Genomic DNA, 12,812 nt, shown 5'->3' with positions numbered 1-12,812 from the left:
CCGTCACCCTCCGGTGAGCTTCACCGCCCCCACCGGGCAGGCCCGGACCGCCTCCTTCACCATCGGATGCTCCCCGGCCCGCTCGGCCCCGCCGGGGAGCACCTCGCTGAATCCGTCGTCGTCCTGCGTGAACACGTCCGGCGCCGTCAGCGCGCACATCCCGGCGCCCACGCAGCGCTCCTTGTCGACCTCGATCCCCATGGCGCTCACCATGCCACGGGCAGTTCGAGCATGCCCTGGATCGTGTCGCCCGGCTTGAAGGGGATCTCCTCGGCGGGGGCGGCGAGCCGGAGTCCCGGCAGCCGTTCGAAGAGGGTGCGCAGCGCGATCTCCAGTTCGGCGCGGGCGAGGTTCTGGCCCAGGCACTGGTGGATGCCGAAACCGAACGCGAGGTGGTGGCGGGCCGAGCGGTCCCAGTCCAGGGCGTCCGGCGCCGCGAACGCCGCCTCGTCCCGGTTGATCACGGACGTCGCGAACACGACGCCCTCACCGGCCCGGATCGTCTCCCCGGCCACCTCCAGATCCTCGGTCGCCACGCGCAGCAGCCCGTCCGCGATCGACAGGTAGCGCAGCAGTTCCTCCACGACCACGGCCGGCGTCGTCCTGCCGGACCGCAGCGCCGCGAGCTGTGCGGGGTGGCGCAGCAGCGTGAACGTACCGAGCGAGATCATGTTCGCCGTCGTCTCGTGCCCGGCGACCAGCAGGATCACCGCGAAATCGATCAACTGCGCGCGGTCGGGCGGCCCGTCCGCCGACTCGCGGTGGATCAGCTCGTCCAGGAGGCCGTCGCCCGGGTCGCGCCGCTTGCGGTCGATCAGTTCGCCGAGGTACGTCTCCAGTTCGGTCCTGGCCCGCTCGACGTCGGCCGCCGTGGGCCCGCGCAGTAGCCGTCGTGAGCGCTCCTCGAAGAACTCGTGGTCGGCGTAGGGCACGCCGAGGAGGGCGCAGATCACCATGGACGGCACCGGCAGGGCGAACGCCCCGACGAGTTCGGTCGGCGGTCCCTGCCGCTCCATCGCGTCGAGGAGCCGGTCGACGGTCTGCTGGATCCCCGGGCGCAGCGCGGCGATCCGCTTCAGCGAGAAGCCGGGGATCAGCATGCGGCGCTGGGTGTTGTGCGCGGGGTCGTCCACGCCGAGCAGGGCCACGCGCCGCACGCGTGTCTTCGCGAGCCGTTCGGTCGTCGCGGGGAAGCCGGCTCGCTCGCGGGCGCTGGACAGCCGCGGGTCGGCGAGCAGCTCACGGGCGAGGGCGTGCCCGGTGACGACCCGGACCGTGCGGCCGTCGTAGAGCGTGACGCGGCCGAGCGGGCCCTGTTCGCGCAGGGGTGCGTAGCCGGAGGGCGGTCGGTAGGGGCAGCCCCGGTCCTGGGGGAAGGGGACCCCGGCCGGGTCGGGGGTGTGGTCCTGGAGGGCCGGTTCCGTCGTGGATCGCGTCATGGATCGGATCGCCTCGCAGTGCTTGTCCGTACGCGCGGAGCCGGTGGTTCCGCGCTCCTCCCGACCATTGGATGCCTTGGGCATCTATCGGGTCGACGGCACAACCGGCCAGTTCCGGCGGGCGGAGGATCTGGCCGGTGCCTTTCGCACGTGTTCGATCCCGGGTCGCGTTCGCTCAGCTCGGGGCGGCGGCCGTGGGGTGCGGTGGCCGTCGCCGGTCCGCGTCGACGGCCGGAATCGCCGGTCGTGTCCGACCTCACGTGGCCGGAGGTGGGAGGTGTGCGGAGCACGGCCGAATAGCTGTTAAACTTTTAACCAAGGCCCCGACCGTTCTCCCCCGTACGGTCGGGGTCCTTTTTTGTCGTTTCTCATGTCCCACTGAGACATGATTCCCAGAGGGACATGTGTCCCATTGGGACGCACACGCGTTACGGTGGAGTCGCGGGGGTCCGCGAGAGCGACAAAGGAGTCGAGCCATGAAGGCACTTCAGTACCGGACCGTCGGGGCAGCACCCGAGGTCGTCACCGTCCCCGACCCGGAGCCAGGTCCGGGACAGGTCCTCCTCAAGGTCACCGCCGCCGGTGTCTGCCACTCCGACATCGCCGTCATGAGCTGGCCCGCGGAGAACTTCCCGTACGAGCTGCCGCTGACCCTCGGCCATGAGGGGGTCGGCACCGTCGCCGGCCTGGGTGCGGGCGTGAGCGGCCTGGAGGAGGGCGACTCCGTCGCCGTCTACGGGCCCTGGGGCTGCGGCGCCTGTGCCAACTGCGCGCAGGGCAAGGAGAACTACTGCCTGCGCGCCGACGAACTCGGCATCCGCCCGCCCGGCCTGGGCGCCCCCGGCTCCATGGCCGAGTACATGATCGTCGACGACCCGCGCCACCTCGTGCCGATCAACGGGCTCGACCCGGTGGCCACCGTACCGCTCACCGACGCCGGTCTCACCCCGTACCACGCCATCAAGCGCTCGCTGCCCAAGCTGGTGCCCGGCTCGACCGCCGTCGTCATCGGCACCGGCGGCCTCGGCCACGTCGCCATCCAACTGCTCCGCGCCATGACCGCGGCCCGCGTCATCGCCCTCGACGTCTCCGAGGACAAGCTCGCCCTCGCCCGCACCGTCGGCGCGCACGAGGCGATCCTGTCGAACGCCGAGGCCGCGGGGAAGGTCCGCGAGTTGACCGGCGGGCGCGGAGCCGAGGTCGTCCTCGACTTCGTCGGCGTGCAGCCCACCGTGGAGACCGCGGGCGCCGTCGCCGCCGTCGAGGGCGACGTCACCCTCGTCGGCATCGGCGGCGGCGCGCTGCCGGTCGGCTTCGGCCTGACCAACTTCGAGGTCAGCGTCACCGCCCCGTACTGGGGCAGCCGCGGCGAACTCATCGAGGTCCTCGACCTCGCCCGGGCCGGGGCCGTCTCCGTGCACACCGAGACGTACTCGCTCGACGAGGCACCCCTCGCGTACGAGCGCCTGCACGACGGCAAGATCAACGGCCGCGCGGTGATCCTGCCCAACGGCTGACACAAGCCGCGCCGACCGATGCTTTTCAGCCACGTCATTGGTGCAGCGCTCAACTGTCGGCGCGGAGGGGGCTGTTACGGGTGACGGGTGATCCATAGCCTTGGCGGCGGATCGTCCGTCACCCACTCAGGGAGTTCCATGTCCACCGCCGCGCAGGTCCCCGACATCCTCTCGCCGGAGTTCGCCGAGAACCCCTACCCCGCGTACCGCGCGATGCGCGAGACCGCGCCCCTCTTCTGGCACGAGGCCACCCAGAGCTGGATCATCTCGCGCTACGCCGACGTGGAACGCGTCTTCAAGGACAAGCAGGCCCAGTTCACCACCGACAACTACGACTGGCAGCTCGAACCCGTCCACGGCAAGACGATCCTCCAGCTCAGCGGCCGGGAGCACGCGGTGCGCCGCGCGCTGGTCGCGCCGGCCTTCCGCGGCAGCGACCTCCAGGAGAAGTTCCTGCCGGTCATCGAGGCCAACTCCCGCGCGCTCATAGACCAGTTCCGCACCACCGGCGCCGCCGACATCGTCGGTGACTACGCCACCCGCTTCCCGGTCAACGTCATCGCCGACATGCTCGGCCTGGACAAGGCCGACCACGCCCGCTTCCACGGCTGGTACACCGCCGTCATCGCCTTCCTCGGCAACCTGGCGGGGGACCCGGAGGTCGCGGCGGCGGGGGAGCGGACCCGCGCCGAGTTCGCCGAGTACATGATCCCGATCATCCGGGCGCGCCGCGAGAACCTCGGCGACGACCTGCTGTCCACGCTGTGCGCCGCCGAGGTGGACGGCGTCCGCATGAGCGACGAGGACATCAAGGCGTTCTGCAGCCTGCTGCTCGCCGCCGGAGGCGAGACCACCGACAAGGCCATCGCCAGCATCTTCGCCAACCTCCTGGCCCACCCCGAGCAGTTGGCCGCCGTCCAGGAGGACCGCTCGCTGATCCCGCGGGCCTTCGCCGAGACCCTGCGCTACACCCCGCCCGTCCAGATGATCATGCGGCAGTCGGCGGTCGACGTCGAGGTCAGCGGCGGCACGATCCCCGCCGGGGCCACCGTCACCTGCCTCATCGGCGCCGCCAACCGCGACGAGGACCGCTACCGGGACCCCGACCGCTTCGACCTCTTCCGCGAGGACCTGACGGCCACGACCGCGTTCTCGGCCGCCGCCGACCACCTCGCCTTCGCCCTGGGGCGGCACTTCTGCGTCGGCGCGCTGCTCGCCAAGGCCGAGGTGGAGATCGGGGTGAACCAGTTGCTCGACGCCATGCCCGACATCCGCTTCGCGGACGGCTTCGACCCGGTCGAGCAGGGCGTGTTCACCCGGGGACCGCAGTCGCTGCCCGTGCGGTTCACGCCGCTGGCACCCTGAACCGGCGGGCCGGCGGGTGTTAGGCTCGCCGTATGCATCGCTTCTCGTGTCTTGGCTGGTGGCGCCTCGCTTAGAGGCGGCCACAGCCATGCACGAACCAAAGGGCCGTCCCCGGACGGCCCTTCTTCTCTCTTTCCCCGGAAGCCATGCCGTCCCGAGGGCGGCCATGACCCCAGGGAGAGACCATGCACAGCACCGACGAGCTGGAGAAGCGCGTCCATGAGGAACCCGGCCGGTTCCGGGTGCTCACCGGCGACCGCCCCACCGGCCGCCTCCACCTCGGCCACTACTTCGGCACCCTGCACAACCGCGTAAGGCTCCAGGACCTCGGCGTCGAGACGTTCGTGCTCATCGCCGACTACCAGGTCCTGACCGACCGTGACATCGCCGACGACCTCACGGGACACGTCGAGGAACTGGTCCTCGACCACCTCGCCGTCGGGATCGACCCGGAGCGGTCCACGATCTTCGCGCACAGCGCCGTGCCCGCCCTCAACCAACTGCTGCTGCCGTTCCTCAGCCTCGTCTCCGTGGCCGAGCTGGGCCGCAACCCCACTGTCAAGGACGAGATCGCCCACTCCCGCCAGGCGGCCGTCAGCGGCCTGATGTTCACCTACCCCGTGCACCAGGCCGCCGACATCCTCTTCTGCAAGGGCAACCTCGTCCCCGTCGGCCAGGACCAGCTCCCTCACCTGGAGATCACCCGCACCGTCGCCCGCCGCTTCAACGAGCGCTACGGCGCGGGCGGACCGGTGTTCCCGGTGCCGGAGGCGCTGCTGTCCACCGCGCCGCTGCTGCTCGGCACCGACGGCACCAAGATGAGCAAGAGCCGCGGCAACGCCGTCGCCCTGGCCGCCGACGCCGACGAGACCGCCCGGCTCGTCCGCGGCGCCAAGACCGACTCCCGGCGCCGCATCACCTACGAACCGGAGCTTCGCCCCGAGGTATCCTCACTCGTCCTGCTCGCCGCGCTGTGCGAAGGCGGCGACCCCTGGCGGGTGGCCGAGGAGATCGGCGACGGGGGAGCCGCCGCCCTCAAGCGGCGCGTCACCGAGGCCGTCAACACCCGCCTCGCCCCGATCCGCGCCCGCCGCGCGGCGTACGCCGAGGACCGCGGCCTGGTCAGGGACGTCCTCAAGGCGGGCAACGAGCGGGCCAGGGCGATCGCCGAGGCGACCCTGAAGGAGGTGCGCGCCGCGATGAACGCCGACTACCACTGAAGGACAGCCGCTGTGCACCCGCCGCGCGGGCGCACAGCGCCTCACTGCACGACGGGCGTGAAGCTGACCGGCAGCGACGTCAGACCCCGCATCCAGATCGACGGCCGCCACGTCAGCTCCGCCGGGTCCACCCCGAGGACCAGGTCGGGCAGCCGGTCGAGCAGCGTCTCCACGGCCGTCCGCGCGATCACGTCGGCCAGCAGGGGAGCGGGGTAGGGGCAGCGGTGCTCACCGTTGCTGAACGACAGGTGCGCCGCGTTCTCCGCGCCCACATGGGACTCCGGCCAGATCTGCGGGTCCGTGTTGGCCGCCGCGAGCCCGAGCACCAGGCAGTCGCCCGCCCGGATCTGCCGCCCGCCCAACTGCGTGTCACGCACCGCCCAGCGCCCGATGAAGTTCTGCGTCGGCGTGTCCAGCCACAGCACCTCGTTCAGCGCCTCGCCGACACTGAGCCGCCCGCCCGACACGTTCAGGGCGAACCGCTCGTCCGTCAGCAGCAGCCGCAGCGTGTTGCAGATCCAGTTCGCCGTCGGCTGCTGCGCCGCCGCGATCACCGAGATCAGGTCCTGCACGATCTCCTCGTCGCTCAGCCCCGCCGGGTCCTGGATCATCCGCGAGGTGACATCGGCGCCGGGCCGCTCCCGCTTCTCCTTGACCAGCCGCTGGATCCGCTCGCCGACCCGCACGTACGCCGCCACCGGGTCGTCGCCCTCGGCGGCGTCCAGCGAGATCTTCAGGTCGTCGACCAGGTCCTGGGTGTCCGTGCCCGCGTGCGGCATCCCGCACATCTGCACCGCGGCCGTCATCGCCAGCGGGTGGGTGAACGCGTCCATCAGCTCGGCCTGCCCGCTGCCCGCGAACCCGGAGATCAGCCGGTCGGCGATGAGCCCGCAGTCCCGGGCCAACTCGAACTGGTCGACCTGCTCCAGGGCGTGCGTGATCACCCCGGCGCGCCGCTGGTGCTCCGCGCCCTCCGTGAACAGCACCGAGGGCTGGTAGCCGACGAACGGCAGCAGCGGCCAGTCCGCGGGGATGTTCTCCCACTGGTTCCAGCGCCGCGAGTCCCGCGCGAACAGCTCGTCGTGCGCGGTCACGTAGCTCACCTCGGAGTACCCGAGGACCAGCCATGCGGGCACGTCCCCGTCGAGCAGCACCGGCGCGACCGGACCGTGCTCCCGGCGCAGCGAGCGGTAGAGCTGCGAGGGCGTCTGCTGGTACTCCAGGCCGCTCAGCGGGACCGCGCCCGTGTGCGCGGGGCAGCCGGCGGGCGCGGGCGAAGGGGCCGGGGTGGGCGGGCTCTGCTCGGTCACGGTGTCGTCTCCTGGGCCATGGCCAGTGCGTAGAGGTGGTCCACGAGGGTGATCAGCACGTCCTTGCCCGACGAGCGGACGCGGGCGTCGCAGTCGACCATCGGCACGTGTTCCGGCAGCGCGAGGGCCTGCCGGATCTCGTCGAGGGAGTGGCGCACCGGTTCGTCGTCGAACCGGTTGACCGCCACCACGAACGGTGTGCCGTGGTGCTCCAGGCGGTCGATCGCGTACCAGGAGTCGTCCATGCGGCGCGTGTCGACGAGGACGACCGCCCCCAGCGTCCCGGAGAACAACCGGTCCCACAGGTACCAGAACCGCTCCTGGCCCGGAGCGCCGAACAGATACAGCACCATGCGGTCGTTGAGACTGATGCGGCCGAAGTCGAAGGCGACGGTGGTGGTGGTCTTCGCCGCCACGCCCGTCGTCTCGTCGACGCCGACCCCGGCCTGCGTCATCACCTCTTCGGTGTTGAGCGGCCGGATCTCGCTGACGGAGCGGACCAGCGTGGTCTTGCCGACTCCGAACCCGCCGACCACGACGATCTTCAGGCCGGTGTCCGCGAGGGCGCCGAGCGGCGTGCGCGCGGGCAGTTCAGAGGTTGCGGAGCCCATGGAGCACCTCCTTGAGAAGGGCGGAATCGGGGAGTTCCGCGACGGCGGCCGCCGCGCGCGGATGACGGGCGGTGACCTTGCCGCCGGCCAGCAGGTCACCGAGCAGGATCCGCACGACGGTGATCGGCAGCCGCAGCTCGGCGGCGATCTCGACCACGGCCGCGGGCTGTCGGCACAGTTCGAGGATCCGTACGTGCTCCGACTGCATCCCCGCGACCGGCTCGCACTCGCTGACCACCAGCGTCACCAGGTCGAACGAGGTGTCGTCGGCGCGGCTGCGACCTCCCGTGACCGTGTAGAGCCGGTCCGGGTCACCGGTGTCCACCGGCCGGCGCGTCACGAGGCGCCGCCCCCCGCGGGGGTCTGGCGCGGTTCGGCCCGCAGGTGCTCCCCGATCTGCTCCACCAGTTCCGTCATCTGGTGGCCGACGACCCCCGGGTCGGCGTCCTCGTCGGCGACGACCGCCAGATGCGCGCCCTCGCCCGCGTCCACGATGAACAGCAGGCCGCCGTGGAACTCGGTCATCGAGTGCCGTACGCCGCCGGTCCCGTCGCCGAACTCCACCGACGCGCCCTGGGCGAGGGCCTGGATGCCGGAGCAGATCGCCGCGAGCTGGTCGGCCTGGTCGAGGGGCAGATGCTCGCTCCAGCACAGCTTCAGCCCGTCCCGGGAGAGGACGAGGGCGTGCCGCGTGCCGGGGGTGCGCTCCAGCAGGCTCTCCAGGAGCCAGGTCAGGCTGGTGTCAGTGGTCTGCATGGTGGGGTCGGGCGGAGCTGCGTCCGGTTCTTCCGGGCACCGCCCGTGCCTCCAATCTCACGGTGTCGAGCGGGGGGTCGGGGGATCTCGAAGCGGGCCGCGGCCTACGCGGGCCGGTCGCCGTCCTTGGCCTTGCGGCCGCGGTGGAAAGCGCCGAAGCGGGAGCCCGCGTCCCGGCCGGGCTGCACGGCCCGTTCGGGTGCGGGCGTAGGGGCCGGCCGCTCGCGCTCCTGCTCGGCGGCGGCCATGGTGCGGCCGGGCGGGCGCACCGGCAGTCCGCCGGGGGTGGCGGCGGCCGGCTGCGCGGGCCGGGGTTCGCCCGCACCTGCGGCCTCACCGACCACGCCGGCCGCGGCGGGCCCGGTGTGATCGGCGCGCTCGTGCGTCTCCGCCGGGGCGGGGCGCGGTGCCGGCACGGCGAGGGGCTGCACGACGTCCCGCTGCTGGGCGAGGAGCTGGGGCGGCAGCAGGACCACGACGCCGGTGCCGCCCCGCGAGGAGGGGCGGAAGTTCACGTCGATGCGGTACTTCGCGGCGAGCCGGCCGACGACGGCGAGCCCGAGGCGGGTGCCCTGGAGCGACGCCAGGTCGGTGACCTGCCCCGACACCGCCTGCTCCGCGCGGCGCATCGCCGCGGCGGCCATCTTCAGGCCGCTGTCCTCGATGGTCACGACGAGCCCCGCGGAGCGTTCCTCGACGTAGACGTGCACCTCGTCGATGGGCGGCGAGAAGTTCGCCGCGTTGTCCATCAGTTCGGCCAGCAGGTGCATCACGCCCTCGGCCGCGAACCCGGCGATCGCCGCGTCCGTGGCGCAGTGCAGCCGCACCCGCTGGTAGGCGGCGATCCGGCCGACGGCGCCGCGCAGGACGCTCTCCATGACGATCGGCTTGTTCCAGGCGCGGCTGGAGCGGCCGCCCATGAGCAGGGCGAGACGGTCGGTCATCAGGCCGAGCTGGGAGGTCGAGTGGTCCAGGCGCAGCAGATCGCCGAAGACCTCCTCGCCGTGCCGCTCCTGCATGCCGCGCAGGTCGGCCAGCATGCTCACCGCCTTGGCCTGGACCCGGCTGAGCGCCTTCGCCGAGGCGGCCTGGGCGGCGGCGGCGCGCCGCTCGCTGCGCGCGAGTTCCCGCAGGAACCCCTCGGCCGGAACGCGCAGCAGCGGGTTCTGCGGCCAGTCCAGCTCGGCGAGGACGGTGTCGGCGGACGAACCCTCCCGCAGCCGCGCCACCGCGGCGGGGAACGTCTCCGCCGTGAGGCGCTCCAACTCGACGCCCGCGCGCTCCAGTTCGCCCCGGGCCGCGTCGCGCTCGGCCGCGGCGTGCACGGCCTCCCGTACGGACGTCTCGACGGCCGCGGTGAACTCGTCCAGCAGACGGCGCAGTTGGGGGTCGGACGGCACCGTCGTCGGGCCGGTGCTCGCGGTCTCCCGGAGCTGCCGCACGACGCCGGGCAGCGTCACGTTCACCAACTGGGCTGCTTCCGCCGCCTGGTGCGTCAACCGGCCCTGGGCCTGGGCCAGCTCCTGCCGGGCGCGGGCGGCCTCGCGCCGGGCGCGGCCGAGCAGGACGGCGCCCGTCACGACGGCCGCGGCCAGGCAGACCCAGGCGGTCGCGGCCGTCCACACCGCCCAGGTGCGGGCCGCCGACGGGGCGAGGGCCGCCGCGGCGCCCGCGGCGGCGGCGGCCACCACGAGCACGGCGAGTGCCGCGCCGAGCGAGGAGCGCCCCGTCCTGGCCGTCGCGTGCGGGCGGGGAGGTGCAGGCACTGACATTCCGCGGGTCCCTCGGTCCTTGAGTGCGGGAAGCGACGAGCCGACCGGCCGGGCCGGCGGCAGATCCGGTCAGAGGACGCCGAAGGGGACGCCGATCTTCCGGACGGTATGAACGTTCATGCTAGTCATGCCGCGCGCCGAGAAGACCGGACAAGCCGGGCAGTTGGCCCGGCCGGCGACTTCGTCGCGAACTCGCCGTCGTTCGGCCGGAGCATGTTAGTGGCTGATCGGTGGATCTTGCCACAGGCGCGGGGGGCCGCACGCCCGTCCGCGGGGCCGTCACGAGTCGCCGAAGCCGCCGGGTGTCGTCCGCCTCCGCCGAGCGGTCCGCTCCACCCGGCCCCGCTCACCAGCAGGGAAGGGCGCTGGCCTCCGTGGCGCGCCCTGAGCCGCCGCGTGGGACTCGTTTCCCCGAGGGGGTGCGGTCCGGGCGTCCGGCGGGCCGCGCGCGCCGGTCGCCCCGTGTCCCGGGGCGTCTCGGCACGCCTGTCGCCGAAAGGTTTCAGCCATCGTCGTCCGGCTTCCGCCCCTGTCTTCCGCCCGCGCTTCCTCCCGTAGGCGGCCGTCACGGAAAGTCACGGAAAGAAAGTCGGCATGAGCCGTGCATGCTCCGGCCGATCCCGGGCACCAGCAAGGCAGAGCAGCTCAAGCAGCCCACCCCCCCCGGGCGCTCGAGCCTGTGGCCCCGCCGCCTCCTCTCCCCCCCTGTGAGGCGGCGGGGCCTTTCTCGTGCCGGTTCCGTCGCGTTCCGGAAGAGTATCGTCACAGAACGTACTGACATGGCCGTGTCGTCGGGCCGAGTCGGCGATCCGTGGGGCGTGATGCAAGGATTGCGGCATGGCAATCAAGACCTACTTCGACATCACGATCAACGACGAGCCCGCCGGGCGGATCACGTTCAACCTCTTCGAGGACGTCGTCCCGAAGACCGCGGAGAACTTCCGCGCGCTGTGCACGGGCGAGAAGGGCTTCGGCTACGCCGGTTCCTCCTTCCACCGTGTCATCCCGCAGTTCATGCTCCAGGGCGGCGACTTCACCGCCGGTAACGGCACGGGCGGCAAGAGCATCTACGGCGAGAAGTTCGCCGACGAGAACTTCCAGCTCAAGCACACCAAGCCGGGCCTGCTCTCCATGGCCAACGCGGGGCCGAACACCAACGGCTCGCAGTTCTTCATCACGACCATCGTCACCGACTGGCTCGACGGCAAGCACGTCGTCTTCGGCGAGGTCGCGGACGAGTCGAGCATGGAGCTCGTGAAGAAGATCGAGGCCCTCGGCTCCCGCAGCGGCGCCACCTCGGCCAAGATCACGATTGCCGAGTCCGGCCAGCTCTGATCGGCCCACCCGAAGCCGGGGCCCCCGCCGCACAGGCGGGGGCCCCGGCTTTTGGCACGAAAGCAGAGCACCGGCCCAACTCCCCGACGGGCGGACCGGGTTAGGGTCTCGGTCACCGCATCAGTGATCCACCTCACCGATCGACCGAACCGGGAGACCCCGTGCGTCTGCGCACCCTGCCCACACTGCTGTTGTCCGCCGCCCTCACGGCGGGGGCCCTCGCCGCCACCGCGGCACCGGCCACCGCCTCCGTCTCGTCCGCGGACTTCGAGGACCGACTGCGCGCGATACCCGGCGTCACCGTCACCGGCGTCACCGACAAGGAGGGCTTCCCCCTCTACTCCCTGTCGATCACGCAGCCGATCGACCACGACAGGCCCCGGGCGGGCACCTTCCGGCAGCGCTTCACGCTCTGGCACAAGTCGGCGGCCAAGCCGGTCGTCTTCTACACCGGCGGCTACGGCCTGTCCTCGTCCACCCGCGAGCCCACCACGCTGCTCGACGCCAACCAGCTCAGCGTCGAGCACCGCTTCTTCGGCCCGTCCGTCCCGGCCGGCGCCACCCCGTGGCGGAAGATGACCGTCCAGCAGGAGGCCGCCGACGAGCACGCCATCGTCCGGGCCGTGCGACCGCTGTACGAGAAGACCTCGAAGTGGCTCGCCACCGGCGGCAGCAAGGGCGGCATGACCGCCACGTACCACTACCGCTTCTACCCGCGGGACTACGACGGCGTCGTCGCCTACGTCGCCCCGAACGACGCGAACAACAACGACGACAGCACGTACGACCGCTTCTTCCGGACGGTCGGTACGAAGGAGTGCCGCGACGCGCTCGCCGCCGTCCAGCGCGAGATGCTCGTACGGCGCGACACGCTCCTGCCGAAGTTCGAGAAGACGGCGAAGGACGCCGGCTACACCTTCACCAATACGCTCGGCACCACCGACCGCGCGTACGAGTTCGCCGTCCTCGACCAGGTCTGGAACTTCTGGCAGTCCGGCACGATCGCCGACTGCCCCACCGTGCCCGACGCCCGCACCGTCTCCGACGACGCCCTGTACCAGTGGTCGCTCGACCACGGCCTGTCCGTCTACGAGGACTCCACGCTCGGCGCCAACGGGTCGGGCCCCTACTATCGCCAGGCCGCCGCCCAGCTCGGCTGGGCCGACCTCGCGTTCAAGAATCTCAAGGGCGTACGGCACTACCCGGACATCTACCAGCCGAACTCGGTGCTGCCCGCCGAGATGCGCACGGGCTACGACGGTGCCGTCGTCAAGGGCGTCGACAAGTGGGTGCGTACCGAGTCGCGACGGATGCTGTTCGTGTACGGGCAGAACGATCCGTGGAGCGCCGAGCAGTTCACGCCCGGCAAGCGCGACTCCTACAAGTACGTCGTGCCGAACTCCAACCACGGCGCCCGTATCTCCGCGCTCCCCGCCGACGAGCGGGCCGCGGCCACCGCGACCATCGAGCGGTGGGCCGGGCAGTAA

At 71.8% G+C, this 12,812-nt stretch carries 12 protein-coding genes; 5 read left to right on the top strand and 7 right to left on the bottom strand.

What is annotated here, in order from left to right; genetic code table 11:
* Positions 1 to 3: 3 nt before the first annotated feature.
* Both ACIRF8_RS10940 and ACIRF8_RS10935 read right to left on the bottom strand, forming a co-directional pair.
* On the bottom strand, positions 4 to 201 hold the full coding sequence (locus ACIRF8_RS10940) for a ferredoxin (protein WP_404213223.1): 198 nt from the start codon (positions 199 to 201) through the stop codon (positions 4 to 6).
* A gap of 5 nt (positions 202 to 206) precedes the next feature.
* Positions 207 to 1,439, bottom strand: a complete 1,233-nt coding sequence (locus ACIRF8_RS10935) for a cytochrome P450 (protein WP_404213221.1) — start codon at positions 1,437 to 1,439, stop codon at positions 207 to 209.
* 476 nt (positions 1,440 to 1,915) lie between these two features.
* Here ACIRF8_RS10935 and ACIRF8_RS10930 point away from each other — a divergent pair, with 476 nt between their 5' ends.
* The 3 genes from ACIRF8_RS10930 (at position 1,916) to trpS (ending at position 5,541) form a co-directional block, all read left to right on the top strand.
* Positions 1,916 to 2,956 (top strand): NAD(P)-dependent alcohol dehydrogenase, encoded by a 1,041-nt coding sequence (locus ACIRF8_RS10930; RefSeq protein ID WP_404213219.1) that lies wholly within the window; start codon positions 1,916 to 1,918, stop codon positions 2,954 to 2,956.
* Positions 2,957 to 3,094: 138 nt separating this feature from the next.
* Positions 3,095 to 4,321: a cytochrome P450 gene (locus tag ACIRF8_RS10925; protein WP_404213217.1), complete on the top strand. Its 1,227-nt coding sequence runs from the start codon at positions 3,095 to 3,097 to the stop codon at positions 4,319 to 4,321.
* Between the two features lie 185 nt (positions 4,322 to 4,506).
* Complete coding sequence (trpS, locus tag ACIRF8_RS10920; RefSeq protein ID WP_404213215.1) at positions 4,507 to 5,541, top strand: tryptophan--tRNA ligase; 1,035 nt, start codon at positions 4,507 to 4,509, stop codon at positions 5,539 to 5,541.
* Between the two features lie 41 nt (positions 5,542 to 5,582).
* Here trpS and ACIRF8_RS10915 read toward each other — a convergent pair whose 3' ends face one another.
* The 5 genes from ACIRF8_RS10915 to ACIRF8_RS10895 form a co-directional block, all read right to left on the bottom strand.
* On the bottom strand, positions 5,583 to 6,851 hold the full coding sequence (locus ACIRF8_RS10915; protein WP_404213213.1) for a cytochrome P450: 1,269 nt from the start codon (positions 6,849 to 6,851) through the stop codon (positions 5,583 to 5,585).
* Positions 6,848 to 7,462, bottom strand: a complete 615-nt coding sequence (locus tag ACIRF8_RS10910) for a GTP-binding protein (RefSeq protein ID WP_404213211.1) — start codon at positions 7,460 to 7,462, stop codon at positions 6,848 to 6,850. Before ACIRF8_RS10910 ends, ACIRF8_RS10915 begins: the two co-directional genes overlap by 4 nt.
* Positions 7,443 to 7,802, bottom strand: a complete 360-nt coding sequence (locus ACIRF8_RS10905) for a DUF742 domain-containing protein (protein ID WP_404213209.1) — start codon at positions 7,800 to 7,802, stop codon at positions 7,443 to 7,445. The genes ACIRF8_RS10910 and ACIRF8_RS10905 overlap by 20 nt, the downstream gene beginning before the upstream one ends.
* A complete protein-coding gene (locus tag ACIRF8_RS10900; RefSeq protein WP_404213207.1) occupies positions 7,799 to 8,218 on the bottom strand; it encodes a roadblock/LC7 domain-containing protein in 420 nt (139 codons plus the stop codon). The genes ACIRF8_RS10905 and ACIRF8_RS10900 overlap by 4 nt, the downstream gene beginning before the upstream one ends.
* A gap of 104 nt (positions 8,219 to 8,322) precedes the next feature.
* Complete coding sequence (locus tag ACIRF8_RS10895) at positions 8,323 to 9,990, bottom strand: ATP-binding protein (RefSeq protein ID WP_404213205.1); 1,668 nt, start codon at positions 9,988 to 9,990, stop codon at positions 8,323 to 8,325.
* 837 nt (positions 9,991 to 10,827) lie between these two features.
* Here ACIRF8_RS10895 and ACIRF8_RS10890 point away from each other — a divergent pair.
* Positions 10,828 to 11,325: a peptidylprolyl isomerase gene (locus tag ACIRF8_RS10890; RefSeq protein WP_404213203.1), complete on the top strand. Its 498-nt coding sequence runs from the start codon at positions 10,828 to 10,830 to the stop codon at positions 11,323 to 11,325.
* 161 nt (positions 11,326 to 11,486) lie between these two features.
* Positions 11,487 to 12,812: a S28 family serine protease gene (locus ACIRF8_RS10885; RefSeq protein WP_404213201.1), complete on the top strand. Its 1,326-nt coding sequence runs from the start codon at positions 11,487 to 11,489 to the stop codon at positions 12,810 to 12,812.

The sequence above is a fragment of the Streptomyces sp. NPDC102406 genome, assembly GCF_044765725.1.
Classification (GTDB): domain Bacteria; phylum Actinomycetota; class Actinomycetes; order Streptomycetales; family Streptomycetaceae; genus Streptomyces.
The sequence above is the reverse complement of the archived record's forward strand: the minus strand, read 5'-3'. Positions and strand labels throughout refer to the sequence as shown.